This window comes from Amycolatopsis thailandensis (genome assembly GCF_042723255.1).
Lineage (GTDB): Bacteria > Actinomycetota > Actinomycetes > Mycobacteriales > Pseudonocardiaceae > Amycolatopsis > Amycolatopsis thailandensis.
In genome coordinates, this window is the sequence record NZ_JBHXJK010000121.1 from 1 (window position 1) to 25,781 (window position 25,781).

Below are 25,781 nucleotides of genomic sequence, written 5' to 3' on the forward strand. Positions count from 1 at the left end.
GCGCAAGGAAGGGGTCCTTCATGTACAGCGTCGAGTCCTGCCCTAAAGATCATCAAGCCTTGGACACCCGCAGGGTGACCTGGTCGCCCCCCGAACCAACGGCGACCAGGTCCACCCGGCAGGCGGCGAACTCGACGGACTGCCTGCCACCGCGTGCGGTGGAGGCGACTTCCGCCGTCGTCCGCTCACCGCGTCCCGGTTCGGCCAGGGTCAGTTCGACCACGGCCTCCCCTTCCCAGACGCAGACCATTCCCTCGGCGCAGCGGGAATCGGACACCAGGCGAGCGAAGCGGATACTGACGTCCTTCGACGCGACCTCGGTCGTGTCACCGGCCTTGAGGACGACGGTCTCCCCCAGCTCGACGGTGCGCTGAGGCTTCCCTTGCGGCTTTGGGACCGGCTGCTGCGCCGGCGCGGGCTGCGTCAGGACGGGCAGGGTCGCCGTGGGTTGTTCGCGGGCGGCGGAGCTGCCCGCTCCGCAGGCGAAGCCGACCAGGGCGCAGAGGACGACGAGCAGCTTCTTGGGGTCCACGGAGTCTGGACGTAACGGAGGCTCCGGTCCGTTGCATCGCGCTTCAGGTGATCTTTTCGACCAGGGCCCAGACGCCGGTGGACGGGTTGCGGCCGTGCTCGGAACCCAGTTCGACGTCGTGCTTCTTCGCGCGCAGGACCGCGGATCCGATGCCGCTCTCGTAGTCCGCGAACCTCAGTGCCGACTTGCTGAATCCCGGCACGTGCTTGACCAGGCGTTTCGCCACGTCTCCGTAGCACGTCAACGGCGCCGAACAGGCCTCGAAATGCAGCAACAGCCAGAACTCGAAACAGGGGTTCGAGATCGCCAGGTTGACCCGAAGCCTGCGAGCGGTCGCCGCCGCCTTGTCGAGGTCGAACTCGTCGACATCGACCACGCACCACACCTCGTCGTGCGTTCCCTCCGCACGGTCGCGCATCCCCGCCGTGTACTTGACCACGGCTTCCGGGTCGCCGCGCTTCGCTTTGATCTTGATCGTGACGGCGGGGTTGCGACGAGCCCGTTTGAGCCCTTCGAAGTACGCGGGCTCCGTGGCCTCGGCGCCGCAGACGACGAGGATCGACGTTCGCTGCTCCCGGAACGCCGATCGCCGCCGGCCACTGTTCTCCCGGCGGGTCATCCGCCCAGCACTGCCTCGGCGAAATCGCCCAGCACCGGCACGGCCCCATAGCTACCGGCGAGATAGCGCCGTTCGGTGTTCTGGTCCTTGCGCGGCTTGAAGTCCGTGAGCGGGTACAACTCGCTTGCGCCCTCGGCGTTCTTGTCGACGAACCAGATTTGGTCCCGGTCCAGCACGTCGTCGCCGAGCATGGTGCCCAACAGGCTCGTGTCGTGCGTGGTGAAGATGAGCTGGGCGCCGTGGGGATTGGTCTCTTCGGATTGGAAAAGCGAAGCGAGCTTCGCGGTGAGCATCGGATGCAAGCTGGCGTCGATTTCGTCCACCACGAGCACGCGGCCGTCATCGAGCACCTCGAGCACAGTCGGAATGAGCCCGAGCCAGTTCCTCGTTCCCGCCGACTCGTCATGCAGTTCGAAGGGGTTGCCGACGTCGCCGTGGCGAAAGCTGAGTCGCCAACGCCGTCCGTTGCGCGCGGGTCTCGCCGGGGTCCGCAACGTCGCGTAGGAATGGAATCCGCCACTCGCGGGCTCGTCGAGCCGCTCCGCGGCGACGTCCGTGATCCCGACGTCCGCGGCCGACAACAGCGACAGCAGCCGTCTGGCGTTGCGCTCGTCCTTGTTCAGGAACTCTCCTACCTGGCCTTCCAGCTGATGCGACGACCAGTGGTCTTCGTGAAGCCGGATGCGCAGTCCCTGCGCGAACCACCGGTACACGGGCATCAGCGGGCCGAGCTCAAGCCTCGAGCAGAAGTTCAGGAGAAGCACGTCGTCGCGGATCAGCTCCTCCAGGGCGGCGAACTTGCCCTTCAGATCCGACGACGTCGATCCGAATCTGAAAGCGCCCTGGCTCCGCTCGAAGATCACGCGTCGGCGCTTCTCCGGATAGGCGTACAGCCATTCCTCGCGAAGCGCCTCGTCGTCGACGCTGAACCCGTAGGTGTAGCGAACTCCTTCGGTGACGAGTTCGATGACATAGGTCGATGGCCGCGTCGCTCCGAAGTCGCCGAGCCGGAAGCGCGGCCGTCCAGCCGTCCCGAGGGAACCGGACGCGAGCACCGTCATGCGCATGAACGCGAGCCCGTCCAGCAGATTTGACTTGCCGGAGGCGTTCGCCCCGTAGATCGCGGCCACCGGCACAGCAGGACGGTCGTCCCCCGGCATGGCGGGCATCAGGAGCAGCTCCTGTTCGTCACGGAACGAACGATGGTTGCCCAACCGAAAGCTTCGGAGCACCCTGACCACCTCCCTGGCAAAGTTTCAGGCCGTTCCGTACCAGTAAACCGCACAGAACGGCCTAAAGCATCACCCAGGGCCAGGTCAGTCGTCGGAGACGTCGCCACCGTTCGCGTCCCCGCCGCCGCGGATCATGAACAGCACCGACTCCAGCTCCTCCGGCTTGATCAGCACGTCCCGCGCCTTCGAGCCCTCCGAGGGCCCGACGACGCCGCGGCTCTCCAGCAGGTCCATCAGGCGCCCGGCCTTGGCGAAGCCCACCCGCAGCTTCCGCTGCAGCATCGACGTCGAACCGAACTGCGAGGTGACGATCAGCTCGGCGGCCTGCAACAGCACGTCGAGGTCGTCCCCGATGTCGGAGTCGATCTCCTTCTTCTCGCCCGCCTTCGCCGCGGTGACGCCGTCCTGGTAGTCCGGCTGCGCCTGCTCCTTCGCGAAGTTGACGACGGACGCGATCTCTTCGTCGCCGACGAAAGCGCCCTGGATGCGGACCGGTTTCCCGGCGCCCATCGGCAGGTACAGGGCGTCACCCATACCGATTAGCTTCTCCGCGCCGGGCTGGTCGAGGATGACCCGCGAGTCGGTGAGCGAGGAGGTCGCGAACGCCAGCCGCGACGGCACGTTGGTCTTGATCAGGCCGGTCACGACGTCGACCGACGGGCGCTGGGTCGCCAGGACCAGGTGGATACCGGCGGCGCGCGCCTTCTGGGTGATCCGGACGATCGCGTCCTCGACGTCACGCGGGGCGGTCATCATCAGGTCGGCGAGCTCGTCGACGATCGCCATGATGTACGGGTACGGCGCGTACACGCGCTCGCTGCCCGGTGGCGCGGTGATCTCGCCCGAGCGCACCTTCTTGTTGTAGTCGTCGATGTGCCGGACCTTGTTGACCTGCATGTCCTGATACCGCTGCTCCATCTCCTCCACCAGCCAGGCCAGCGCGGCGGCGGCCTTCTTCGGCTGGGTGATGATGGGCGTGATCAGGTGCGGGATGCCCTCGTACGGGGTCAGCTCGACCATCTTCGGGTCGATCAGGATCATCCGGCACTCGTCCGGCGTCGCCCGGGCGAGCAGCGACACCAGCATCGAGTTCACGAAGCTCGACTTACCGGAACCGGTGGACCCCGCCACCAGCAGGTGCGGCATCTTCGTCAGATTCGCGGTGACGAAGTGGCCTTCGATGTCCTTGCCGAGCCCGATGACCATCGGGTGGTTGTCCTTGACCGTCGACGGCGCGCGCAGCACGTCGCCGAGGCGCACCATCTCGCGGTCGGAGTTCGGCACCTCGATGCCGACGGCGGATTTGCCGGGGATCGGCGCCAGCAGCCGGACGTTGTCGGTCGCCACCGCGTAGGCGATGTTCTTGGTCAGCGCGGTGATCTTCTCGACCTTCACACCGGGGCCGAGCTCGACCTCGTACCGCGTGACCGTCGGGCCCCGGGTGAAGCCGGTGACCTGCGCGTCCACGTTGAACTGCTCCAGCACGCCGGTGATCGCCTCGATCATGGCGTCATTGGCCTTGCTGCGGGACTTCGGCGCGTCGCCGAGCTTCAGCAGATCCGGCGGCGGCAGTTTGTAGTCGCCCTCGACGGTCCTGGTGACCGCCAGGGGCGCCTCGGCCTTCTTCGGCTTCTTCTCCTCGACAGGCTTGGCAGGCGACTTCGGCGCGCGCAGCGGCGTCGGCGCTTCGGCCAGCGCGGCCTCGATGTCGAGCTGCTCGCCGTCCTGGTCACCCGAGGCCTGGCGGCGCCGCGACGGCTTCCGCAGGCGGACCGACTTCGGGTCGGCCTCGGTGACGGCATCGCGTTCGTCGTGGATGGCGCGGCGCTCTGCCTCGGCCTCTTCGATCTCCTCGGGGTCGAGACCCCAGTTGCGCAGCCGGTGCGGGATCTCCCGGACCGGGGTCCCGGTGAACACGAGCGTGCCGAACAGCAGCACCAGCACCAGCAGCGGCACCGCGACCCACGTGGTGACGCCCATGGTCAGCAGGCCGCCGGAGAACGCGCCGATCACCCCACCGGCGTACATCCGGCCGTCGTTGGTCTCGGGCAGCGCGGTGAAGATGTGCAGCAGGCCGAGCACGGACAGGATGACCAGGATGGTGCCGATGACCATCCGCGGCCGGGCCTCCGGCACCGGTTCCGAGCGCATCAGCGCGACGGCGGCGACGGTGAGCACCAGCGGCAGCGTCACCGCACCGGCCCCCAGCAACGAGCGGGCACCGACCTCGACCCAGCCACCGATCGGGCCCGCGGCCCGCCACCAGACGCCGAACGCGATCACCAGCGCCAGCGCGATCAGGCCGAGCGCGAGACCGTCGCGGCGATGTTCGGGTTCGAGCTCGCGACCACGTCCGACCGTCCGCGCCAGGGTCCCGAGGCCCTTCGCGAGCAGGTTCCAGGTGCCGCGCACGCCCTTCGCGAACGCGCCGGACGACTTCTTCCGGGGTGCCGGACGCCGTGGGGCGGGCTTCCTCGCAGCCGTTGACCTGGGCTTCGCCGGGGTACGCGGCTTTCGCGCCGGCCCCTTGCTGCCGCCGCTTCGCGCCGTACTCCGTTTCCTGGTCGTCGACCCGCTAGCCATGCCTCCACGGTAACCGTCCCGACCCTCCAGCCCCGGCTGCCACTCGGAGCACAACCGGAACATTCGTCTCAGGTCACAGCTTGAGCGGCCATCCGGGTGAAAGGCGGCGCATGACATGCTCTGCCCCATGTTCGCGCTGCATCAGGATGAGAATTCGGCTCGCCGCGCCCCAGCGATCTGGCGCACGATGCTGAACATCGACCGGGGGCTGGTCAACTTCGTCGGCAAACTCACCGTGACCGGCGGTGTTTCGGCGGAACTGCGCCGGAAACCCCTGCTCATGACGGCCAACCACATCGGCGTTTTCGACGCTTTCGTGCTGATGGCCGCCTGCAAACGGATCGGCATCAACCCGCGGTTCATGCTGGCGGGCGGGATCCTCGACGCGCCGGTCATCGGACCCGCGCTTCGGGTCAGCGGTCACCTGCGGGTCGACCGCAAGGAGGCTTCGACGGCCATCGGGCAGTTCGCGGAAGCCGCCGAGGCGCTGCGGACCACCCGTGACCCGCTGATCGTGTACCCCGAAGGCCGGATCAGCCACGATCCGGGCCTCTGGCCGGAGCGGGGCAAGACCGGTGCCGCGCGGCTCGCGCTGGCGGCGGGCGTCCCGGTGATCCCGATCAGCCAGTGGGGCGCGCACGAAGCCGTGTACTGGGGGACGGAGACCGTCAACGGGCCCGCCGACCTGGTGCCGCTCGCCAAGTCCGGGCTGAGCGCGCCCATGCGGCGTCCGCGGTTCAAGGTGCATTTCGGCGAACCGGTGGACCTCTCGGAGGTCGAGCCGGAGCGGCCGGGCGCCGGGGTCCGCGCGCACGCCAAGATCATGCAGGCGATCACCGACGGGATGGTCCCGCTGCGCCGCGACGAGCTGGACAAGCCGCGTTTCCACGACCCGACGCGGCCGACGGACACGGTCAGCCCCTGGAAGAAGTACTGAGTTCCGGATCATGGGACGGGTGCTCACGCTCGCCTAAGGTCGGCGGACGTGAGCACCCGCATCCTCGTCGTCTACTACAGCGCGACGGGCAACACCGCGAAACTGGCGTCGGCGCTGGCCGACGGCGCCCGTGAGGCCGAAGCCGACGTCCGTGTCCGCACGGTCCCCGAAACCGCCCCGCCCGGTGCGGTGGCGAGCAATCCGCGCTGGCAGGCGTGGGTGGACGCCGGTCCGCACCACGACCTCGCGACGCTGGAAGACCTGGAGTGGGCCGACGGTTTCGCAGCCGGGAGCCCGACCCGTTTCGGCGGCCCGGCCGCCCAGCTGAAGTCCTTTTTGGACAGTACCGGCGGCCTGTGGGCCAAGGGAAAGCTGGTGAACAAGGTCGCGACGTCGTTCACCACGGCGTCCACCGCGCACGGCGGGCTCGAAGCGACGGTGCTGGCGACCAACAACGTCTTCTATCACTGGGGCGCCATCGTCCTGCCGCTCGGTTACACCGATCCGCGGCTGCTCGAATCGGGCAATCCGTACGGCGGCTCGTTCGTCTCGCGCAAGTCCGCGGAACCCGACGAACTCGCCCTGGACGCCCTCCGGCTGCAAGGGCGACGGCTCGCCACCGTCTCGCGCTACGTCGCCGACGGTCTTTTCAAGGACGGGTGAAGGGAACCGCGTGTCCGTCTCCCGCGTCGTAGGGTGGTCACACAGCGTCACTCCACGGGGAGGAAGCGGGATGGCCGGCGGGTACGAGGTGGTCCTGGAGACGATCGGCGCCGCGTCAGACGCGGCGAAACGGGCTTCGGACGACGTCGGGCAGGTGGCCTTGGCGGCTACCCTCGCCGACGTCGCGGCGGGCCTGCCGGGCGGGGTCTCGGGTGAAGCGGCCCGGTTGCTCGCGGACGCCTGGGGCCGCGCAGTGCCGGGCTGGGCCGCGAACACCTCGGACTACGCCGCGCGCCTCGACGAAGCGGCCGTCCGCTACCGCTCGAACGAGCTGGCGGCCTCACGGGAACTTCCCGTCTGATGCTCACCTGGGGTGACGTGCGCCGATGGGATCCGGCCGCGATCGGGCGGGTGGCCGACGCGCTCAACGACGGCTGCACCCGGATCATCGCCGCGAACGACGACGTCGAAGCCATGGCGCGCTTCACCGGCTGGACCGGGGACGCCGCCACCGCCGCGTCGACGCGGGGCGGATCGCTGACCTCCACGCTGGAACAGCTCGTGGCCGAGGCGTCCGCGGTCCGGCGGGGCGCGCACGAGGTGCAGATCGCGCTGGACCGGATCGTCGCGTTCGTGCGGGAGACCGACGAACTCGCTTCGCGGCACGGCCTGCTCATCAGCGGCGGGGGCGAGATCACTTCTACCGGCGGGCCTTCGGAACCGCGGGTGAGCGCGGAGCTCGCCGACCGGATCGAGCAGCTCCTGCGCCGCGCCACCGACGTCGACGCCGATTTCGCCGGCATCATGCGACGGGCCCTGCGCGGCGAGATCACCGAACAGGGTGGCGGCACCCTCGCCCAGGCGGCGGACGCCGGAGCCGCGCAAAGCGGGCTGTCGATCATCGGCCCGCCGGAGAACGGCTCCCCCGGTGACAACAAGGCGTGGTGGGCGAGCCTGTCGGATACGGCGAAAGTCGCTCTGCTGCAAGGAAATCCGGGGCTCGTCGGCAATCTCGACGGTATCCCGGCGACCGACCGCGACGCCGCCAACCGCGCCGTCCTCGCCCGCGAGATCGCGCGGCTCCAAGGCGATCCCAAGCTCAAGGGCCTCGAAGCCATCCAGCAACGGCTGGAGCGGTCGGACCCGCAGGCGTTCCTGCTGGGACTGGACACCGGCGGCGACGGGAAGGCGATCGTTTCGGCGGGCAATCCCGACACGGCGGTGAACGTCGCGACCTATGTGCCTGGGACCGGTTCGGAGCTGTCGAAGATCGGCGGCGACCTCGACCGTTCCGACAAGATGTGGGCCGCGGCGACGACCTCGGGCTCCCCGTCGACAGCCGTCATCACCTGGCTCGGCTACGACGCGCCGAACGAGATCACCGACGCCGCGAGCGCCGAATACGCCGACGGCGGCAAGGCGGCACTCGCCGGATTCCAAGACGGGCTAAGGGAAACGCATCAAGGACCGCCGTCGCACAACACGGTGATGGGCCACAGTTACGGCACCACCGTCGTCGGCCACGCGGCCCAGGACGGCGGTCTCGCCGCGGACGAACTCGTCTTCGTGGCGAGCCCCGGTGTCGGCGCGCACGACGTGAGCCAGCTGCACCTCGATGGGGTGGATCCGGGCGAGACCGGCAAACACGTGCACGCGACGGTCGCCGAACACGACATGATCAACCTGGCCAACGTCGAGATCGCCGGGTACGACCTGATCCTCGGCCAGGATCCGGCCGACGCGGACTTCGGCGGGCAGGTGTTCACCTCGGCGCCGGGCACGGACGGGTGGGGCGGGTACAGCACGGAGGCGCACAGCGAATACTGGGAAGACAACAACCCGTCGTTGAACAATCTCGGCCAGATCATCGCCGGGAAACCGACGACGTGAATCGCCGGGCACTTTTCTCGATCCTCGTCCTGCTGATGCTCTCGGCGGCCTGTTCATCTGGAGACGACATGAAAGCGACGATCACCGAGCAGCAGGCTCGCGACAAGGTCGAGCAGTACATCCAAGGCGCGCTGTCGGCGTTGCCCGCTGAAGCCGAGCTGAAGCCGTTCACACGCAACCGTTCGGAGTGCACGGACCCGACCGACAAGGGACCGCAGGGCCGGTTCGAGATCTCCGCGACCTACGAGATCACCGGCTTGGATCCGGCTCACTTCCCCGAGAATTTCACGGCGGTCATCCAGTGGTGGGAGTCGCACGAGTTCAAGGTCCTCACCGACTCACGGCCGACGGATCAATACGTCTTCGCGCGCAATACCGGTGATGCCTTCGACATGTCGATCAAGGCGAACGATCTCGGCAAGTTCTACGTCGGCGCGACCTCACCCTGTGTCTGGCCGAACGGCACCCCCGAACCCCAGGCGCTCGAAGCCGACCAACCCGAACAGCCGGTCGCCGCTCCCCCGGAGCCCGAACCGGAACCGTCGCGCAAGCCGCGTCGCGCCCCCGTCGACGACGAGGACTTCGCCCAGACGAACTGGACCGACGGCGGCACCTCCTACTGAGCCCGAAGCTTCGATGTCCCCACTGTGACATTGGGGGCGTGGGCGTCCCCAATGTCACAGTGGGGACATCCGGCACGCGACCAGCGGCTGGGAAAACCGGTCGACCCGCGGGTAGTCGGCCTCTACCCTCCGGCCGTGACCGCCGAACTCGCCGCCGCCCCCACCCAGCACGTCGCGCATCGCGGCCGGGGCATCACGCTGATCCTGCTCGCCGCGCTCTTCTTCGGGACCTCGGGGGTGCTGGGCAAACCGGCGATGCAGGCGGGACTGTCGCCGGAGCAGGTCGCGGCGATCCGCATCGGGCTGTCGGCGATCGTCCTCCTCGCGCTCGTCGCCGTTTTCCGGCCGAAGCTGCTCAGGGTGACGAAACGCGAGTGGCCGTTGCTGCTGGCGTACGGTTCGCTCGGCGTCGCCGGCGTCCAGCTCATGTACTTCCTCGCGGCGGGCCGGATCCCGGTCGGGATCGCGATCCTGCTCGAGTTCACTTCACCGGTGCTGATCGCGCTGTGGGTGCGGTTCGTGCGGCGGGTGCGGTTGCCGAGGGCGATGTGGGCGGGGATCGCGCTGGCGATGACCGGGCTCGTGCTGGTCGCGCAGGTCTGGGAAGGCCTCAGCCTGGACGTCGTCGGGCTGCTCGCCGGGCTGGGCGCGGCGGTCTGTTCGGCGGGCTACTTCCTGCTCGGCGAACGCGGCGTCGCGGACCGGGATCCGCTCGGCATGGTCACCTGGGGGATGACGATCGGCGCGGTCCTGGTCTGCGCGGTCGCGCCGCCGTGGACGATTCCGTGGGCAGTCCTCGGCGAAGCGACGGCTTTCGGGCCTTGGGAGCCGCCGGTGTGGTCGCTGCTGGTCGCGCTGGTGCTGATCGCGACCGTCATCGCCTACGCGACGGGCATGGCGGCGCTGCGGCATCTGCCGGCGTCGGTGGCGAGCGTCGTGGGGCTGGTGGAGCCGCTGATCGCCGCGGCCGCCGCCTGGCTGCTGCTCGGCGAGGCGCTCAGCTGGATCCAGGCCGCGGGCGCGGTCGTCCTGTTGACCGGCGCGTACATCGTCCAGTTGACCACGAACGTGGTCCAGACGGACTCAACCGTTCTGGAGGCCCCGTAGGTCGCTGATCTCCTGCTGCTGCGAACGCGAAGTCGTCGCGGCGAGATCGCGGGCGTCGGGGTTGCGGCCGTGCTGGGTTTCGGTGTCGGCGATGCGGACGCCCGCCTCGCGCTGGCGCAGCAGCCGCGCGACGAACTGGCGGTCGAAGTCCTTTCCGGACAGTCCGGCCAGCTCCGCCATGTCGTTCGGGCCGACGTACCCGTCGCGCTGGACGTGCTCCATGTTCGGGTCGTCCGGCGCGGGCTGGCCCCAGGACTCGATGAGCCCGGAAAGCCGCGCGATCTCCGGCTCGTGGGTGTCGATGATCCGCTTCGCGAGCGCTTTCAGCTGCGCGTTCCCCGCGCGGGATTCCGCCAATGACGCCAGATCGACGCCCTGCTGGTGATGCGCGAGGGCCTGCCGCGCGAACGTGAGATCGGCGTCGTTGAACGGAACGGCCGCCTGCTGCGCCATGGGTGACGACCCGGGAGGAGCCGTCTGTGCCTGGGGCGCCGCGTCCGAGCAGCCCGCGAGCACGACGGCGGCCAGGGCGGTGGCCAGAACGGCGGGCAGGGATCGGACGACGGCGTGCGGCATCGAAGAGCTCCTCGGAACGCGCGGTGGAGGTGCCAGGTTTGGAGGTGCCTAGGTTGGCAGAGTCCACTTCGGCCTGTTCACCGGGGGTTACGCAAACACTTTTCCTCGGGCGCTTGCGGTGCGACAATCCCGCGATCCGACGTCACTCCGACAGGAGGTAACCGCGAAATGGGCGCAGAGATCACCCCCGAACGGACGACCGAGCGGGCGGGCCTGCGCCCGGACCTGCGGCAACGCCACGTCCGCATGATCGCGCTCGGCGGGATCATCGGCGCCAGCCTGTTCATCGGCAGCGGCGCGGTCATCCACACCGTCGGCCCCGCGGCCGTCCTCTCCTACGCCATCGGCGGTTTGATCGTCGTGCTGGTGATGCGGATGCTGGGCGAAATGGCGACCGCCGCGCCGTCACAGGGTTCCTTCATGGAATACGCGCGGACGTCGCTCGGCGGCTGGGCGGGCTTCACCGTCGGCTGGCTGTACGGGTACTTCTGGGTCGGCGTGGTCGCGTTCGAGGCCGTCGCCGGGGCGAAGATCCTCCAGACCTGGATTCCCGTTGTGCCGCAATGGATCTTCTCACTGGTGCTGATGCTGCTGCTGACCGCGACCAACCTCGCCTCGGCCCGGTCGTTCGGGGAGACGGAGTTCTGGCTCGCGTCGGTCAAGATCGCCACGATCGTGGTGTTCCTGGTGGTGGGCATCCTGTTCGTGCTCGGGGCCTGGCCCGGCGGGTCGTTCTCGGTCGGCAACATCGCGCAGGACGGCTTCCTCGCCAACGGCCCGTTCTCGGTGGTGCACGGCGTGGTGATCGTGATCTTCTCCTACTTCGGCGCGGAGATCGTCACCATCGCCGCCGCCGAATCCCGGGAGCCCGAAACGGCCGTGCGCAAGGCGACCTCGTCGATCGTCTGGCGGGTCATCGTGTTCTACGTCGGATCCGTGACACTGCTGGTGATGATCACCGGCTGGCGGGACATCCCGACCACGACGAGCCCGTTCGCCGCCGCGTTCGGCCGGTTCGGCATCCCCGCCGCCGAGACGATCGTCAGCGCGGTGGTGCTGACGGCCGTGCTGTCGGTGCTGAATTCGGGGCTGTACACCGCTTCCCGCATGCTGTTCGCGTTGCACGGCAACGGCTGGGCACCGAAGTGGATCGCCGACACGAACCGGCGCGGCGTGCCGTGGAAGGCGATCCTGGTGTCCACTTCGGTCGGTTACGTGGCCGTGGTGATGAATTTCGTGTCACCGGACAAGATCTTCTACTTCATCATCAACTCCGCCGGCGCGGTCGCGTTGTTCGTCTACGCGATCATCGCGGGCTCTCAGCTGCGGATGCGGCGCCGCCTGGAAGCCGAAGCACCGGAACGGCTGAAACTGCGCATGTGGGGCTATCCGTGGCTGAGCTGGCTCACCCTCGCCGGGACGCTGGCGGTGGTCGCGTCGATGCTGTTCGTGGACGCGGACACCCGCGCCCAGCTGTACCTCAGCCTGATCAGCCTGGCGGTGATCCTCGGCGTCTACTTCATCCAGCGCCGGCGATCCGGCCGAGAGCCCCGTAGAACACCTCACCGATCTTCGCGGGATCACGACTGAGGAAGACCTGGCCACCGGCGGGCGCGACGATCTGCGCGAGTTCGGTCTCGTCGGCCTCCGGGCCGATCCCGATGGCGATCAACGGCACCGGACGGTCCGGGTCACGCAGTTTCCCCAGTTCCGCCATCAGGTTCTCGCGACTGACACCGCCGGGATCGGTGTTGCGGCCGTCGGTCATGACGATGACGAGGTTCAGCTTCCCCTGCGCCCATTCCTTGCGTGCCAGGCGATAGACGTCGAGGACACTGTCGTAGAGCCCGGTCTGCCCGTCCGGGACGGCACGGACGGCGCGCAGCCGGTCCACCGCGGCCAGCTGGTCCCCGACCGGCGCCATCGGCAGGATCTCCCGGTAGTCGCGTTCACCGTCCATTTTGGTCGCGAAAGCCAGGAAACGGATCTGTGACGTGGGTTTGAACAAGTGCAGCGCGTTCTCCGCCGCCTCCAGCGTGATCCGCAGCCGGGACTCGCCGGTGCCCGGGACGGGCGCGCTCATCGATCCGGAGACGTCGATGAGCACCTGGGCCCGCGCGCTCACGTTCACCCCGGCCCACTGGCTGAGCGCTTTGTCGACCTCGGTGGCGGCCGGGATCTCGGCGCTGCGCTGCCCTTGCGCCTCGACGCGCTGATCGGTTTCGGCCAGCCGCAACGCCTGCCCGCCCGGAGCGCGGAGACCGGACCGGGTACTGGTCGCCGAACCCTGGAGCAGGGCACGTTTCAGCGCGGCGACGGCCCTGCCCTGGTGCTCGTTCGCGCCCGCGATCTCCACGAACGGGTAGTCGAGCGACAGGGCCGAGGGCGAATACGCGGCCACCAGCGCGGTCTCGCCGGCGGTGAGCTCCGCATTGTGCCGCAGCACCGCGTTCTCCGACGCGGGGTACACCGTCGCGCCGGAGGTGGTGGCGGCGAACTTCCGGAGCAGGGCACTGTACGCGCCGGTGGGATCCGTGGTGTCACCGGCGACATCGCGGAGCGCCAGCAGCGCGGAAACGCCGACGGGGTCGCGGACCGGATCCGGCATACCGGCCGCGATTCCGGGGCTGCCGAGCACTTCCGGCCAGGTCAGCGGTTTACGGGGCCAGCCGAGCCCCTTGGCGATCGGCTCCGCGACCGCGAGCACCACCGGCGAACTCGCCACCGACGGGCCGGACACGGGGACCCCGTCGGCACGCCGCAGGAACAGCGTCGAGGACGGGATCCAGGCTTGAGGGCGGAGCGTGGTTCCGGACAGCTCGTCCGCCACCTGAAGGGATTCCCTGGCCTGGACGTCGAAGGCGACACAGTCGAGCTTGAGGTCGCGAGCGGTCCGCGTGACGGCGGGGGCGATGTCCGGCGACGCGGCGACGATCACCCGGGCTTGCTCACAGCCCGGATCGGACCGCGCCACGGCGACGGCCACCCAGGTGGCCGCGCCGAGCACGGCGGCCAGCGCGAGCGCCAGCAGCGGGAGCAGCATCCGTCTTCGGGTCCGGGCGGTGGTGTGGCGTCCCATCGGCTCTCCCGGCATGGGGCTCGAGGAGCGTCCGAGGGTACGCCGCCCGCACCCCTAGGGGAAGGCTGCGACTTTCGTCGTAGTCGAACCCTACCGAGGCGGGAGGTTTCCGGAAGTGGGTCACAGAACACTTGCCCCGTAAGGAAAGCACTCGAAACCGGGGGAAACAGTGATGAACCGGCCCACTCGTGCGGAACAGCGCAAAGCCCGCAACGCCCTCTTCGGTCAGGCGGTCATGATCGCCTTCGCCCTGCTCCTCGCGGCGGCGATCCGTTAGTCCGTTCGCGGCACGAGCCGCCCCTGCCCCACCGGTGAAGCCACCCAGACCTGCCACGGGGACGGCCAGGAATCCGCGGCGCGCGGCCGCTCCACCCGCGCGCCGTCGAAGTCCACGCGGTCTTCGAACTCGGCCTCGGCGAAGGTGGTCGTCCCGCTGAACATCGCCTCGGCGAAGCTGGTGAACCGGGGGAAGGCGGCCGCGCGGAAATCGGTGGTGCCGGTGAACCACACCCTGTCGAAGTTGGCGAAACGCCGGAACCGGGCACCGTGGAAGTCCCCGCCGGCGATCACTCCGTCACGGAAGTCGGCACCGCTGAGGTCACAGTCCGCGAAGTCCGGCTCGACGAGGACCGCGTCCTGGAGATCCAGCTCCTCCCGGTGTTCGAGGCCACCGGATCGCCGGAGACACCGGGTCAGCAGGCCTTGCGCGGCCCGCCGGATCACGAACTCGTCCTCGTCCTCGACCGGGAACCTGAACGGCTTGCGCAGGTAGGTGCAGGTCAGCTCGATAGCGTCTTCGCGCGCGCCAGATTCTTCGCGTACGTACCGCTCCAGGTCCGCGAAGCTCGCGAGACGCTCTGCGGCGTCCTCGCTGTCCATCTTCTCGACGACGCGTTCCCAGCGATCCCGCCGGAGCCCGGCGGCGATCTGCTCGGGCCGCGCCCGCCGGTCACGGCGGACGCCCTCGACCGCTATGCGGCCCACGTAGACCAAGCCCACCCCGAGCGCGACACCCGCGAGCGCCGCCACCACATGCACCCCCACCATCATGGGGCGATTATGCGCGCGAAGGCCCCTTCACTCGACTGAGTAAAGGGGCCTTCACGTGCGTTCGAGCTAGACGGGGATGACCGTCGGCACGATCATCGGGCGGCGCCGGTAGGTGTCGGCGACCCAGCGGCCGACGACGCGGCGCACGGCCTGCGCGATGCGGTGCGTGTCGGTGATGCCCTCGGCCTCGGTCCGCGCGAGTTCCATCTCCACCATCGGGAGCACCGCGTCGAGGGCCTTCGGGTCGTCGGAGAACCCGCGTCCGGACACCGTCGGGCGCGTCACCGCCCGGCCGGTGTTCGTGTCGACGGCGACGGTGATGGCGATGAAGCCGCCCTCGCCGAGCACGAGCCTGTCGGACAACGTCGACTCGCCCACGTCGCCGACCGAGAGGCCGTCGACGTACACGTGCCCGACCTCGACCCGGCCGGTCCGTGAAGCCTTGCCGTCGACGAGGTCGACCACGACACCGTCTTCGGCGATGACCACGTTCTCCGGCGCGACACCGGTGCGCACGGCCAGCTCGCCGTTGGCGCGCAGGTGCTTCCACTCGCCGTGCACCGGCATGACGTTGCTGGGACGCACCGCGTTGTACAGGTACAGCAGCTCGCCCGCCGACGCGTGCCCGGACACGTGCACCTTGGCGTTGCCCTGGTGCACGACGTTCGCGCCGAGCCGGGTGAGGCCGTTGACCACGCCGAACACGGCGGTCTCGTTGCCCGGGATCATCGAGCTGGCCAGCACGACCGTGTCACCGGCGCGGATCGAGATCTGCCGGTGCTCGCCGCGCGCCATCCGCGACAGCGCCGACAGCGGCTCGCCCTGCGAACCGGTCGACACGAACAGCACCTTGCTCTCGGGCAGGTCACTGGCCTGGTCGAGGTTGACCAGCAGGCCGTCCGGCACGTTCAGCAGGCCGAGGTCGGCGGCGATGCCCATGTTCCGGACCATCGACCGGCCGACGAAGGCGACCCGGCGGCCGTGCCGCACGGCGGCGTCGAGCACCTGCTGGACGCGGTGCACGTGGCTCGCGAAGCAGGCGACGATGACGCGCTGGCCGACCTTGCGGACGACGTCGTCGAGCACCGGGCCGATGTCCCGCTCGGGCATGACGAAGCCGGGCACCTCGGCGTTGGTCGAGTCGACGCAGAACAGGTCCACGCCCTCGTCGCCGAGCCGGGAGAACCCGGCGAGGTCGGTCAGCCTGCCGTCGAGCGGGAGCTGGTCGAGCTTGATGTCACCGGTGTGCAGCACGACACCCGCGGGCGTGCGGATGGCCACCGCGAGCGCGTCCGGGATCGAGTGGTTGACCGCGAAGAACTCGAGGTCGAAGGCGCCGACCTTGCGGCGCTCGCCCTCGCGGACCTCGATCAGGTTCGGCCGCTGGCGGTGCTCCTTGGCCTTGGCCGCGAGCAGCGCGTTCGTGAACCGGGAGCCGTAGATCTTCAGGTCCGGGACGAGCCGCAGCAGGAACGGGACGGCGCCGATGTGGTCCTCGTGCCCGTGGGTGAGGACGAGGCCGTCGATGTCCTCCAGGCGGTCTTCGATCGCGCGGAAGTCGGGCAGGATCAGGTCGACGCCGGGCTGGTCGTCTTCGGGGAAGAGGACCCCGCAGTCGACGATCAGCAGACGGCCGCCGAACTCGAAGACGGTCATGTTGCGGCCGACTTCGCCGATCCCGCCGAGCGCGACCACGCGCAAGGCGCCTTCGGGCAGCGCCGGCGGCGGGGTGGTCGGTCCGGGTCCGGTTGACAATGAACTCACCGAGGCATGGTCCCTACGCTGGTGTGTGAAGTCGGCGCCGTGTAGGCCGCCGCTGAATCTGCTTGTGCCACTCGTGCACCATGCCAGTCACTGGCGGCGGTATCACCGAGCGGCACGCCCCCCTGGGCGAGATCGGCGGAAATCGCCTGGAGCTGGTCTTCGCTCGCGGCCACGATGGGCAGCCGCGGGTCTCCGATGTCGAAACCGCGCAGCCGCAGGGCCGCCTTCGAGAAAGCGACGCCGCCGACGCGGGACATCGCCCGCAGGACCGGGAGCATCCCGCGGTGGTTGGTGCGCGCGGTGGAGGTGTCGCCGGACTCGTAGGCGTCCATCATGCCGCGGATACGGCCGGCCACGACGTGCCCGATGACGCTGACCACGCCCGCGCCGCCGACGGAGACCCACGGCAGGTTGAGGCCGTCGTCACCGGAGTAGTAGGCGAGCTGCGAGTTCGCGATGACCTCGGAGCCGGCGATCAAGTCGCCCTTGGCGTCCTTGACCGCGAGGATGCGCGGGTGCTCGGCGAGCCGCAGCAGCGTGTCGACCTCGATGGGGACGATCGAGCGCGGCGGGATGTCGTAGAGCATCACCGGCAGGCCGGTGGCGTCGGCGACCGTGGTGAAGTGCGCGTAGAGCCCCGCCTGGCTGGGCCGCGAGTAGTACGGCGTGACGACGAGGACGCCGTGGGCGCCGGCCGCTTCGGCCTGCTTCGCCTGCTCGATGCTGTGCGCGGTGTTGTTCGTGCCGGCCCCGGCGACGATCGTCGCGCGGTCACCGACGGCCGCGACGACGGCGCGGACCAGCTCGGCCTTCTCGGCGTCGGTCGTGGTGGGGCTCTCGCCGGTCGTGCCGTTCACGACGAGACCGTCGTTGCCCAGATCCACGAGGTGTTCGGCCAGCTCCTGCGCCCGCTTCAGGTCCAGCGCGCCGTCGGCGTCGAAGGGGGTGGCCATCGCGGTGAGCACGCGCCCGAACGGTCTTCCCGGCGCTGCGGTGGGTGGAGTGGACATGCTGTGAAGGTACCTCCTGCGGGTGCCGAACCCCTTGCCGACGTGGTCGTTCCCTACGAATGCGGGAGATTTTCCGCGACGAAGGCGAACTCGACGCAAACTCTCTGTGAGCTATTTGACCTTGGTGGTGATCTGGGAGGTCAGCTGCCCGCCGTCGGTCTTGGCCAGCAGGCACAGATACTCGCGCGAGTAGTCGTGGTCGTCCTCGCCCAGCGGCCGGTTCCACTCGGCCTCGGTCGGGACGACGGCACGCCAGTAGAGCCCGCTCCGCTGCTGCGCGGGCACCACGTCCGAGTTGAAGGTGGCCGAACAGACCGCTTCGGCGATCCGGCTCACGACCTCCGCGCCGGGGTACGCGACGACCGTGGCGTCCTTGTCGCCGGCCGATTCGACGCCGAGTAGGTCACCCTTCGCGTAGACCTCGACAAGGTGGTTCTTGGCGCAGTTGCCGCTGGTCTCGCTGTTCATCGTGGTGTTGTCCGCGAGAGGGACGTTGTAGCAGTCCCCGGACAGGTCGATCTTGAGCTGGCCGTTGATGCCGTAGGTCAGCGTCGGCTGCGCCTGCGCGTTCCCCGCGGGCGCGGCCATCCACCGGCCGAGGAAGATCCCGCCGACCAGGGCGCCGATCACGGCGACGGCGGCCAGGCTCAGCCACAGCGGACGGAGGTTCCGCTTGGCGGGGGCGGGCGCGAGCCGGGTCATCGGCTGGCCGGGCTGCATCATCGCCGTGCCGCCCGAGGGCGGGGTCGGCTGGGCCTGGACGCCCTGCGCCGCCGAGAGCAGGCTGCGCACCTGGTCGTAGGACATCCGCGCTTCGGGCTTGGTGACCAGGAGGCCCAGGATCGCGGCGGCCAGCGGGCCCTGGACCCGGGTCAGATACGGCGCCTCGGTCATGATCGCGTGCAGCGTCGCCGCGGTGGTCGAGCGTTCGAACGCGACGATGCCCTCGGCGGCGAAGAACAGCGTCGTGCCCAGGGACCAGAGGTCCGATTCGGGCATCGCGTCGCGGCCTTCGACCCGTTCCGGCGCCATGAACGCGGGCGAGCCGACGATCATGCCGCTGGTGGTCAGGCGCGGGTCGTCGGCGGCGTGCGCGATGCCGAAGTCGGTGAGCTTCACGCGGCCGTCCAGCGCGACCATGATGTTCGCCGGTTTGACGTCGCGGTGCACGATCCCGGCGGCGTGCGCGGCCCGCAGCGCGGACAGCACCCGCTCCCCCACCTGCGCGACCTGCTGCGCGGGCAGGGGGCCGCGTTCGCGGACCAGGTCGGCCAGCGTCGGTGCCTCGACCAGCTCCATCACGATGTACGTCGCGCCGTTCTCGGTGACGACGTCGTACACGGTGACCACGGCCGGGTCGTTGAGGCGCCCGCCGGAGCGGACCTCGCGCAGCATCCGCTCCGAAAGCACCGAGGCGTCCTCGGGGGCGTTCGGGAACTTCAGCTCCTTGATCGCCACCTGACGGCCGATCACCTGGTCCTGGGCGCGCCAGACGATCCCCATCCCGCCGCGGCCGAGCTCGCCCAGCAGGGCGTACCGGCCGGCGACGATCCGCCCGCCTGGGGCCTGGAACGTCTGCTGGGGCGGCCCGTACGGACGGGTCTGTTCGTCGGTCAAGGTTCGGCGCTCCTTCGGTTCGCGCAGGATGCTAACTCGGACCCGTTCGCGCCCCGAAAGGTTCCTTCTCCTAGGCGCTGCCGGAGCAAGTCCGTTCGATGGGCTTCGTGATCCAGGTGGTTCCTGGCGGTGCGGGCGATTCGGCCTCGTACCGGGTCGTACTCGGCTGGATCGCCCGTGCCGCCAGGGGCCGCGTGGGCGCGAAGACCACGAAGCGACTTGCTCCGGTAGTGCCTGGCTGGTGGATCAGACCGTGACCTCGTGCCCGGACTCGCGGAGCGCCTTCACGGCGCGCTCCAGCTCGGAACCCCGCACCAGTACGTGGTCGGTGTCGAAAGTGGACAGCGAGAACAGCGCCACCCCGGCGGCGGCCAGCTCGCTCGACAACGCCGCGATGATGCCGGTGAGCGTGAAGGCCAGCGGCCCGCGGACCGACAGCAGCCGCCAGCCGTCCTCGACGGTGGCCCCGGCGGGCGCGAGACCGGCCGGGCAGATCACCGACAATTCCTCGGGCGTCCGGGTGACGGACATCAGCACGGGCTCGCCGGGGTCGAGCAGGTTCGCCGGAACCGGCGCGTCCGGGGCCAGGCGGGCGACCGCGTACTCGCCTGGCCGGACGTCGATCGCGAGGCGTCGCATCAGCCTTCGAGGACCTTCGGGCTGGACGCGACCTCGGTGCCGTCGGGCAGCGCGGAGATGGTGAAGTCCGCGAACACGTTGCCCGAGGCCTTCTGCAGCTCGCGCAGGCAGTCGATGGCCAGGGCGCGGATCTCGACGTCGGCGTGCTCGGTGGCGCGCATCGCGATGAAGTGCCGCCAGGCGCGGTAGTTGCCGGTGACCACGATGCGGGTCTCGGTCGCGTTCGGCAGCACCGCGCGAGCGGCCTGGCGCGCCTGCTTGCGGCGCAGGGTCGCGCTCGGCACGTCGGCGAACTTCTCCTCCAGCCCGGCGAGGAGCTCGGTGTAGGCGTCGACGGCGGCCTGGGAGGCGGCGAGGAACTTCGCGTGCAGCTCCGGGTCCTGCGCGATGACGTCGGGCTCGACGAACGCGGCGTCGCGCTCCGGCACGTAGCGCTGCGAGAGCTGCGAGTACGAGAAGTGCCGGTGGCGGATCAGCTCGTGCGTCAGCGACCGGGAGATCCCGGTGATGTAGAAGCTGACGGAGCCGTGCTCCAGCACCGACAGGTGGCCGACGTCGATGATGTGCTCGAGGTAGCCGGCGTTGGTGGCCGTCTTCGGGTTCGGCTTCTTCCAGGACTGGTAGCAGGCCCGGCCCGCGAATTCGGCCAGCGCCTCACCACCGTCGGCATCGGTCGACCACGGTACGTCCGACGGCGGGAAGAACTCCGTCTTCGCGATCAGTTGAACCTTGGGTGACACGGTCTCGGCCACGTTCGCACTCCTTTTCGACCCCTGCTCCACGACTCCGGGCAGCGTAACCGCAAGGGTCTTTGACGCCGGGGAGACATCACGGTGACGTCATGGCTTCCTTGACCGACGTCACATATGACGTCATAGTGGTGTCATGGATCTGACGCCGTACATCACAAGCCTTCGCGAGGACCTCGCGAACACGGCTTCGGCCGGCGACGAGCAGACGCGGCGCGCTGCCGCGCTGCTGTCGTCGGCGCTGGAGCCGGCCGCCCGATTGACCATCATGAACGCCCTCGCCGACCTGGCCGCCGAAGTGACTTCGGCGCTCCCGGGGCACGTCGTCGACGTCCGGCTCGACGGCCGCGACGTGCGTGTCGTCGTCACCGGCTCCTCGGAGGGCGCCGAGCAGTCCGCGCCCCGCCACGAGCCGCCGAGGGAGGCCCCGCGCGCGCCCAAGGTGGACACGGGCGACATCACCCGGATCACGCTACGCCTGTTCGAGCAGGTCAAGGGCCAGGCGGAAGCCGCGGCCGCCTCTCAGGGCGTCTCGCTGAACACGTTCGTCTCGCAGGCCGTCCAGGGGGCGCTGGGCAAGAGCGGGAGCGAGCACTGGCACACCAAGCAGAAGCCGGACGGCGGTGCCGGTTCGCGCCTGCACGGCTGGGTCCAGGGCTGAGTCTCCTGGGGGCGGAGCTGAGGACGCACCTCGAAAGCAACCAAACGCGTGAACCCGCCCGGCCGAAGGCCCCGCTATCGCGGTGGCAGGGCGCCCTCGTCCGCCATCGTGACGGGGAAGACCAGGCAGCAGCGTCCTGCCGACGTCGATCGCGGTCGCGGGTTCACCACCAGACACTGAGGGACAAAAGATGACCGAGGAAAGCACTCCCGCGGGTGAAGAGACCGTGCGCGTCGAAGACTTCGAGGCCGAGGGCCCGATCGAGATCGACGTCAGCGTGGCCATCGGCCGGGTGACCATCGAACTGACCGACGAGAGCGGCGTCCACGCCGAGGTACGCCGGGACGGCGGCGAACAGCAGCCGTGGGTGGACGGGATGACGAGCCTGCTCAGCTGGGTCGGGGAACGCTTCGGCGATCAGCTCGGCGGTTCGCCGTCGAACCCGGTGGGCGACGCCGTGGCGCAGACGCGGATCGAGAAGACCGGCAACCGGCTGGTCGTCCAGGCGCCGAAGGCCTGGCAGCTGAAGAACGTCCCGCTCGCCGTGACCGTCCGGGCACCCGCCGGTTCGCATCTGGAAGTGCGGGCCGGGGCGGCCGACGTCACGGTGACCGGCGCCGCCGGTCGCGCCGACCTCCTCACCGGCGCCGGCAAGATCAGCCTGGAGCGCGCCGACGGGTCGGCGATCGTCCGCACGGGCACCGGCGACGTCAAGCTCGGAGCGACGGCGTCCGGTCTCCAGCTGCGCACCGGCAGCGGCAACGTCGAAGCGTCCTCGCTCAGCGGTTCGGCCACGATCGCGACCGGCACGGGCGACGTCTGGCTCGGCGAAGTCGCGGGCGAGGTACTGGCGCGCACCGGCAGCGGCGACCTCTCGGTGACGGACGCCGCCTCCGGGGCGCTGGAGCTGACCACCGGTTCGGGCGAGGTCCGGGTCGCGATCCGCGGCGGCGTTCCGGCCGAGATCGACCTTTCGTCGACGACCGGGGCCGTGTCGAGCGAACTGGACGTCGCGGACAGCGCCCCTGCCGACGTCTCGCTGAAGGTGCGGGCGCGCACCGGCACCGGCGACGCGAAGGTGACCAGCGCGGCCCGGTGAGGCCGCTGACCGCAGGGGGATCAGGGGACCTTTGCTCTCACTTTTCCACGGGGGTGGGAGCAAAGGTCCCTTGCTCGTTTTCCGGCGAGGGAGAGTGTCATGAGGGGTCCCCATGGGACGAAAACTGTCCTATGGGGACCCCTCATGACACCGGGGCCCCTGCCCACCGGGACGCGCGCGCTCATCCGCCCGTCCCGGGTGCGATGAAGGGGCCTTTCATAGCAAATTTTGCTATGAAAGGCCCCTTCATCGCAGACGCGAGGGTGCCGGGATCAGCCCACGAGGCGCGACAGCACGGGAGCGAGGTCGCCTCGCTCCCCCACCGCGACCCCGTCCAGCCCCTGCCATGCCGCCATCAGCCGCAGTTCGCCCGCCAGCTCACTCGCGACCCGCGCGACGTCCACCCCAGGCTCCGCGAAGGCACCCTGGACGCGAAGCACTCCCGCGGCCCGATCGCATTTGAGGTCCACCCTGCCGACGAGTTCGCCGTCGAGCAGGAACGGGAACACGTAGTACCCGTAGATCCGCTTCGGCTCGGGGACGTAGATCTCGATGCGGTAGAAGAAGTCGAAGATGCGCTCGGTCCGGGCGCGTTCCCAGATCAGCGGGTCGAACGGCGACAGCAATGCGCGGCCGGTGACCGTGCGAGGCGCCTTCGCCGCGACGTGCCGATACGCCGGGGCGGGCCAGCCGTCCACGATCACCGGTTCCAGCACACCCGCGTCGACCAGTTCGGCCACCGCCCGCTTGCTGACGTCGGGGCCGAGCCGGTAGTAGTCCCGCAGGTCCGGTTCGGTTCCGATGCCCAGCGCGACGGCCGCGCGGGTGATCAGTTCGCGGGCGCCTTCCTCCGGGCTCACCCGCCGCGACAGGATCTCCGGCGGCACGACACGTTCGGTCAGGTCGTACAGCCGCTCGAACGACCGGCGCGTGCCGGTGGTCAGCTGTCCCATGCCGAACAGCCATTCGCAGGCCTTCTTGACCTCCGACCGCTCCCACCACGAGCCCGGCTTGTACCCGCCCGAATCACTTTCCAGCGCGCGCTCGATGCCTCCCGCGCCGATCGGTCCCTGTTCCTTGACCACGGCGAGGATGTCGTCCACCAGCTGGGGCGTCTGCTCCAGCACGCGCGCGTAGTTCGTCCACCAGCCCATGCGCTTCGCTCCGGACCGCAGCAACGGCCAGTCCGCCACCGGCAGCAGACTCGCCTCGTGCGCCCAGGATTCGACCAGCAGCCGGGGCTTGCGCGCGGAATGGGACCACGCCGCGTCGTCCACCAGCGCGGGTTCGTACGCGCCGAGCCGGGAGAAGATCGGCATGTAGTGCGCGCGGACCGCGACGTTCACCGAATCCAGTTGCAGCAGCTGGGTTCGCGACAACACGCGTTGCAGATGCCGTCTCGTCACCGCCCCGCTCGGCCGTGCTTCGGCGAATCCTTGCGCGGCCAGGGCGATCCGGCGCGCGACCGGTCCGCTGATGGTCGAAGTGCTCATCGTCCGAATGGTGCCATCCGCCACCGACAGTTTCCGGCGGTCCGACTAGATTCTCCGCATGGCCGCCGCCGAAGTCCGCCCCGCAGTCGTGTCCGACGCCCCCGAGATCGCGCGCATCCAGCGCGACACGTGGAAAAGCGCCTACACGGAACTGCTCGGCGAAGCGGCTGTCGCCGGGCTCGACGTCGCCGAGCTCGAAAAGACCTGGGCCGAAACGATCGAGTACCCGGGCACACGCGTCTTCCTCGCCACCGAAGGCGAGTTCACCGTCGGCTTCTGCGTCGCGGGTCAGGCTCCGGAGAGCGAAGTGTCCACCGCCGACGGATCGCTGCCCGACGACGCCTCGACGACGGCGCTCATCGCCTCGCTGCTGGTCGAGCCCCGTTGGGGACGGCGCGGGCACGCGGGACGGCTGCTGGCGAACGCGTCTGCCTGGCTGCGCGAGGACGGCGCCACCCGCGGGATCAGCTGGGTCGCCCAGACCGATCACGCGTCACTGGGGTTCTTCCGCCGCGCGGGCTGGTCCCCCGACGGAACCGTCCGCATCCTCGACACCGGAAGCACGAACGTGCGCGAAGTCCGGCTCACCGGCAGCCTCGACCTCGAACTCACTCCCTGACTTCGCGAACACGACCCAGCGCATCACCGAGTACATGAAGACGCCTTCGCACGCCCCGGCGATGAGCCGGGAAAGGCGATAGTCGACGCCCAGCGCGGCCAGCCCTGCGCCGACACCGAGCAGGAACGCCAGGTAGTTGATGACGATCGCGACGACGTACAGCACCGCCTGCCTGCCGACCGGCGCGTGCGAGCGGAAGTTCATGCTGCGGTTGAGCACGAAACTCAGCCCGAAAGCCACCCCGTAGGCGAGCGTGATCGCCAGCCACACCGGCAGGCCGAGCCAGCCGCGGAGCAGGGTCAGCAGGATCAGGTCGACCCCGAAGGTGAACCCGTTGATGAGCGCGAAACCGAGGAAGCTCGGCGCCACCAGCCGGGAAAGCCCGAAGGGGAGGCGCCGCACCACGGCCGCGCAGAAGTCGGCGAAGCGATCCGCGAAACCCTTGCCGCGGACCGCGTCGTGCACGTCGGCCACGAGCCCAGCATGGCAGCGGCAGGTGGCCGCGAGCCGACGAACAGGTGATCTTCTGGTGCGTGCCCGAGCGCGGTAACGGGGGCTGGCCCCAGTGCGACCCGTATTTCAGCTGATAGCTTGGAGAGGTCGAAGATAACGGGGAGGCAACGATGGTGGGCTGGTTGCTCCTGTCGTTCGGCGTCGCCTTCGGCTCGGCGATCCTTCCCGTGGTCAGCATCGAAATGTTCCTCATCGGCCTGTGCGCGAGCCAGCCGACTTTGCCGTGGCTGCTGCTCGGCGCCATCGTCGCGGCCGGTCAGGTCGGCGGGAAGACGCTCTACTACCTGGCCGCGAAGGGCACGATCAAGCTGCCGAAACCCCTGCACGACAGGCTGCACCGGGAGCGGCCGCCCACCCCGCGCCGGGAGAGGTGGCGGGCTCGCACCAAGAAGCTGCGCGCCCGGCTCGACGCCCTGCGCGAACGCTGTCACCGGCATCCGCACTGGATGGCGGGCACGTACGGGGTGAGTTCGATCCTCGGACTGCCGCCGTACATGGCCACGAGCGTGCTCGCGGGGCTGGTGAAGATGCCGCTGGCGAGCTTCCTGGCCACTGGTTTCCTGGGCCGTTGGCTGCGGTTCAGCCTGCTGGCCGCGTCACCCGCCCTGTTCGCCGGCTGGTTCCACTACTGACCCGCCCGCATTTAGTCCTCTGAATGCGGGAGGACCGAAGTACATGAAGGCCCCCTTCACTGCGCCTAGCGCAAGGAAGGGGGCCTTCATGTAC

The 25,781-nt window shown here is 69.4% G+C and carries 24 protein-coding genes and 1 pseudogene; 11 read left to right on the forward strand and 14 right to left on the reverse strand.

Annotated elements, in window-relative coordinates; all coding sequences use genetic code 11:
• Window positions 1-52: 52 nt before the first annotated feature.
• From ACFWMR_RS33635 to ACFWMR_RS33650, 4 genes are all read right to left on the reverse strand, one after another.
• Window positions 53-532: a hypothetical protein gene (locus ACFWMR_RS33635; RefSeq protein ID WP_378381280.1), complete on the reverse strand. Its 480-nt coding sequence runs from the start codon at window positions 530-532 to the stop codon at window positions 53-55.
• 43 nt (window positions 533-575) lie between these two features.
• Window positions 576-1,151 carry an RloB family protein gene (locus ACFWMR_RS33640; protein ID WP_378275786.1) on the reverse strand — a complete coding sequence of 192 codons (576 nt, stop codon included), beginning with the start codon at window positions 1,149-1,151 and terminating at the stop codon, window positions 576-578.
• Complete coding sequence (locus tag ACFWMR_RS33645) at window positions 1,148-2,383, reverse strand: AAA family ATPase (protein WP_378381281.1); 1,236 nt, start codon at window positions 2,381-2,383, stop codon at window positions 1,148-1,150. Before ACFWMR_RS33645 ends, ACFWMR_RS33640 begins: the two co-directional genes overlap by 4 nt.
• Before the next feature lie 84 nt (window positions 2,384-2,467).
• Entirely contained in the window at window positions 2,468-4,795 is a 2,328-nt protein-coding gene (locus ACFWMR_RS33650; protein WP_378381282.1) for an FtsK/SpoIIIE family DNA translocase, read from the reverse strand.
• 298 nt (window positions 4,796-5,093) lie between these two features.
• Between ACFWMR_RS33650 and ACFWMR_RS33655 the strand changes: the two genes are divergently transcribed.
• From ACFWMR_RS33655 to ACFWMR_RS33680, 6 genes are all read left to right on the forward strand, one after another.
• Window positions 5,094-5,903 (forward strand): lysophospholipid acyltransferase family protein, encoded by an 810-nt coding sequence (locus tag ACFWMR_RS33655; RefSeq protein ID WP_378381283.1) that lies wholly within the window; start codon window positions 5,094-5,096, stop codon window positions 5,901-5,903.
• Window positions 5,904-5,951: 48 nt separating this feature from the next.
• Window positions 5,952-6,566, forward strand: a complete 615-nt coding sequence (gene wrbA / locus ACFWMR_RS33660; protein ID WP_093935946.1) for an NAD(P)H:quinone oxidoreductase — start codon at window positions 5,952-5,954, stop codon at window positions 6,564-6,566.
• 70 nt (window positions 6,567-6,636) lie between these two features.
• On the forward strand, window positions 6,637-6,927 hold the full coding sequence (locus ACFWMR_RS33665; RefSeq protein ID WP_378381284.1) for a hypothetical protein: 291 nt from the start codon (window positions 6,637-6,639) through the stop codon (window positions 6,925-6,927).
• Entirely contained in the window at window positions 6,927-8,456 is a 1,530-nt protein-coding gene (locus ACFWMR_RS33670; protein WP_378381285.1) for an alpha/beta hydrolase, read from the forward strand. Before ACFWMR_RS33665 ends, ACFWMR_RS33670 begins: the two co-directional genes overlap by 1 nt.
• 68 nt (window positions 8,457-8,524) lie before the next feature.
• A complete protein-coding gene (locus ACFWMR_RS33675) occupies window positions 8,525-9,079 on the forward strand; it encodes a hypothetical protein (RefSeq protein ID WP_378381286.1) in 555 nt (184 codons plus the stop codon).
• Between the two features lie 135 nt (window positions 9,080-9,214).
• On the forward strand, window positions 9,215-10,186 hold the full coding sequence (locus tag ACFWMR_RS33680) for an EamA family transporter (protein ID WP_093935950.1): 972 nt from the start codon (window positions 9,215-9,217) through the stop codon (window positions 10,184-10,186).
• On the opposite strand, the gene ACFWMR_RS33685 is transcribed toward ACFWMR_RS33680, so the two are convergent.
• Window positions 10,163-10,762 carry a DUF305 domain-containing protein gene (locus ACFWMR_RS33685; protein ID WP_093935951.1) on the reverse strand — a complete coding sequence of 200 codons (600 nt, stop codon included), beginning with the start codon at window positions 10,760-10,762 and terminating at the stop codon, window positions 10,163-10,165. The two genes, ACFWMR_RS33680 and ACFWMR_RS33685, sit on opposite strands and share 24 nt — an antisense overlap.
• 168 nt (window positions 10,763-10,930) lie before the next feature.
• On the opposite strand from ACFWMR_RS33685, the gene ACFWMR_RS33690 reads away from it, so the two are divergent.
• Window positions 10,931-12,352, forward strand: coding sequence for an amino acid permease (locus ACFWMR_RS33690; protein ID WP_378381287.1), 1,422 nt, complete (start codon window positions 10,931-10,933; stop codon window positions 12,350-12,352).
• Here ACFWMR_RS33690 and ACFWMR_RS33695 read toward each other — a convergent pair.
• The 7 genes from ACFWMR_RS33695 to thyX form a co-directional block, all read right to left on the reverse strand.
• Entirely contained in the window at window positions 12,282-13,841 is a 1,560-nt protein-coding gene (locus tag ACFWMR_RS33695) for a VWA domain-containing protein (protein ID WP_378381288.1), read from the reverse strand. The two genes, ACFWMR_RS33690 and ACFWMR_RS33695, sit on opposite strands and share 71 nt — an antisense overlap.
• Window positions 13,842-14,114: 273 nt before the next feature.
• Entirely contained in the window at window positions 14,115-14,891 is a 777-nt protein-coding gene (locus ACFWMR_RS33700; RefSeq protein ID WP_378381289.1) for a pentapeptide repeat-containing protein, read from the reverse strand.
• 66 nt (window positions 14,892-14,957) lie between these two features.
• Window positions 14,958-16,646, reverse strand: coding sequence for a ribonuclease J (locus ACFWMR_RS33705; protein ID WP_378381294.1), 1,689 nt, complete (start codon window positions 16,644-16,646; stop codon window positions 14,958-14,960).
• A gap of 5 nt (window positions 16,647-16,651) precedes the next feature.
• On the reverse strand, window positions 16,652-17,665 hold the full coding sequence (dapA, locus tag ACFWMR_RS33710; RefSeq protein ID WP_093935955.1) for a 4-hydroxy-tetrahydrodipicolinate synthase: 1,014 nt from the start codon (window positions 17,663-17,665) through the stop codon (window positions 16,652-16,654).
• Window positions 17,666-17,776: 111 nt separating this feature from the next.
• On the reverse strand, window positions 17,777-19,282 hold the full coding sequence (locus ACFWMR_RS33715) for a serine/threonine-protein kinase (RefSeq protein ID WP_378381290.1): 1,506 nt from the start codon (window positions 19,280-19,282) through the stop codon (window positions 17,777-17,779).
• 246 nt (window positions 19,283-19,528) lie between these two features.
• The gene (locus ACFWMR_RS33720) at window positions 19,529-19,921 is read right to left on the reverse strand and encodes an ACT domain-containing protein (RefSeq protein ID WP_378381291.1); all 393 of its coding nucleotides are present in this window, start codon (window positions 19,919-19,921) and stop codon (window positions 19,529-19,531) included.
• Complete coding sequence (thyX, locus tag ACFWMR_RS33725; RefSeq protein ID WP_005156312.1) at window positions 19,921-20,673, reverse strand: FAD-dependent thymidylate synthase; 753 nt, start codon at window positions 20,671-20,673, stop codon at window positions 19,921-19,923. The genes ACFWMR_RS33720 and thyX overlap by 1 nt, the downstream gene beginning before the upstream one ends.
• Before the next feature lie 133 nt (window positions 20,674-20,806).
• On the opposite strand from thyX, the gene ACFWMR_RS33730 reads away from it, so the two are divergent.
• Together ACFWMR_RS33730 and ACFWMR_RS33735 are read left to right on the forward strand one after the other, a co-directional pair.
• Window positions 20,807-21,331, forward strand: a complete 525-nt coding sequence (locus tag ACFWMR_RS33730; RefSeq protein WP_093935958.1) for a toxin-antitoxin system HicB family antitoxin — start codon at window positions 20,807-20,809, stop codon at window positions 21,329-21,331.
• A gap of 190 nt (window positions 21,332-21,521) precedes the next feature.
• On the forward strand, window positions 21,522-22,430 hold the full coding sequence (locus ACFWMR_RS33735; protein WP_093935959.1) for a DUF4097 family beta strand repeat-containing protein: 909 nt from the start codon (window positions 21,522-21,524) through the stop codon (window positions 22,428-22,430).
• A gap of 272 nt (window positions 22,431-22,702) precedes the next feature.
• Here ACFWMR_RS33735 and ACFWMR_RS33740 read toward each other — a convergent pair whose 3' ends face one another.
• Window positions 22,703-23,923 carry a winged helix-turn-helix domain-containing protein gene (locus ACFWMR_RS33740; RefSeq protein ID WP_378381292.1) on the reverse strand — a complete coding sequence of 407 codons (1,221 nt, stop codon included), beginning with the start codon at window positions 23,921-23,923 and terminating at the stop codon, window positions 22,703-22,705.
• Window positions 23,924-23,981: 58 nt separating this feature from the next.
• Here ACFWMR_RS33740 and ACFWMR_RS33745 point away from each other — a divergent pair, with 58 nt between their 5' ends.
• Complete coding sequence (locus ACFWMR_RS33745) at window positions 23,982-24,542, forward strand: GNAT family N-acetyltransferase (RefSeq protein WP_378280193.1); 561 nt, start codon at window positions 23,982-23,984, stop codon at window positions 24,540-24,542.
• 66 nt (window positions 24,543-24,608) lie between these two features.
• Here ACFWMR_RS33745 and ACFWMR_RS33750 read toward each other — a convergent pair.
• A pseudogene (locus ACFWMR_RS33750) lies at window positions 24,609-25,016 on the reverse strand (GtrA family protein); the annotation flags it as partial.
• Between the two features lie 149 nt (window positions 25,017-25,165).
• Between ACFWMR_RS33750 and ACFWMR_RS33755 the strand changes: the two are divergent.
• Window positions 25,166-25,687 (forward strand): YqaA family protein, encoded by a 522-nt coding sequence (locus ACFWMR_RS33755; RefSeq protein ID WP_378381293.1) that lies wholly within the window; start codon window positions 25,166-25,168, stop codon window positions 25,685-25,687.
• The last annotated feature ends 94 nt before the right edge of the window (window positions 25,688-25,781 follow it).

Coding starts and splice junctions, on each gene's coding strand:
- ACFWMR_RS33640 (WP_378275786.1), bottom strand. CDS start 1,151: ATGACCCGCCGGGAGAACAGTGGCCGGCGGCGATCGGCGTTCCGGGAG.
- ACFWMR_RS33655 (WP_378381283.1), top strand. CDS start 5,094: ATGTTCGCGCTGCATCAGGATGAGAATTCGGCTCGCCGCGCCCCAGCG.
- ACFWMR_RS33665 (WP_378381284.1), top strand. CDS start 6,637: ATGGCCGGCGGGTACGAGGTGGTCCTGGAGACGATCGGCGCCGCGTCA.
- ACFWMR_RS33670 (WP_378381285.1), top strand. CDS start 6,927: ATGCTCACCTGGGGTGACGTGCGCCGATGGGATCCGGCCGCGATCGGG.
- ACFWMR_RS33675 (WP_378381286.1), top strand. CDS start 8,525: ATGAAAGCGACGATCACCGAGCAGCAGGCTCGCGACAAGGTCGAGCAG.
- ACFWMR_RS33685 (WP_093935951.1), bottom strand. CDS start 10,762: ATGCCGCACGCCGTCGTCCGATCCCTGCCCGCCGTTCTGGCCACCGCC.
- ACFWMR_RS33690 (WP_378381287.1), top strand. CDS start 10,931: ATGGGCGCAGAGATCACCCCCGAACGGACGACCGAGCGGGCGGGCCTG.
- ACFWMR_RS33695 (WP_378381288.1), bottom strand. CDS start 13,841: ATGGGACGCCACACCACCGCCCGGACCCGAAGACGGATGCTGCTCCCG.
- ACFWMR_RS33700 (WP_378381289.1), bottom strand. CDS start 14,891: ATGATGGTGGGGGTGCATGTGGTGGCGGCGCTCGCGGGTGTCGCGCTC.
- dapA (WP_093935955.1), bottom strand. CDS start 17,665: ATGTCCACTCCACCCACCGCAGCGCCGGGAAGACCGTTCGGGCGCGTG.
- ACFWMR_RS33720 (WP_378381291.1), bottom strand. CDS start 19,921: ATGCGACGCCTCGCGATCGACGTCCGGCCAGGCGAGTACGCGGTCGCC.
- ACFWMR_RS33730 (WP_093935958.1), top strand. CDS start 20,807: ATGGATCTGACGCCGTACATCACAAGCCTTCGCGAGGACCTCGCGAAC.
- ACFWMR_RS33735 (WP_093935959.1), top strand. CDS start 21,522: ATGACCGAGGAAAGCACTCCCGCGGGTGAAGAGACCGTGCGCGTCGAA.
- ACFWMR_RS33740 (WP_378381292.1), bottom strand. CDS start 23,923: ATGAGCACTTCGACCATCAGCGGACCGGTCGCGCGCCGGATCGCCCTG.
- ACFWMR_RS33745 (WP_378280193.1), top strand. CDS start 23,982: ATGGCCGCCGCCGAAGTCCGCCCCGCAGTCGTGTCCGACGCCCCCGAG.
- ACFWMR_RS33755 (WP_378381293.1), top strand. CDS start 25,166: ATGGTGGGCTGGTTGCTCCTGTCGTTCGGCGTCGCCTTCGGCTCGGCG.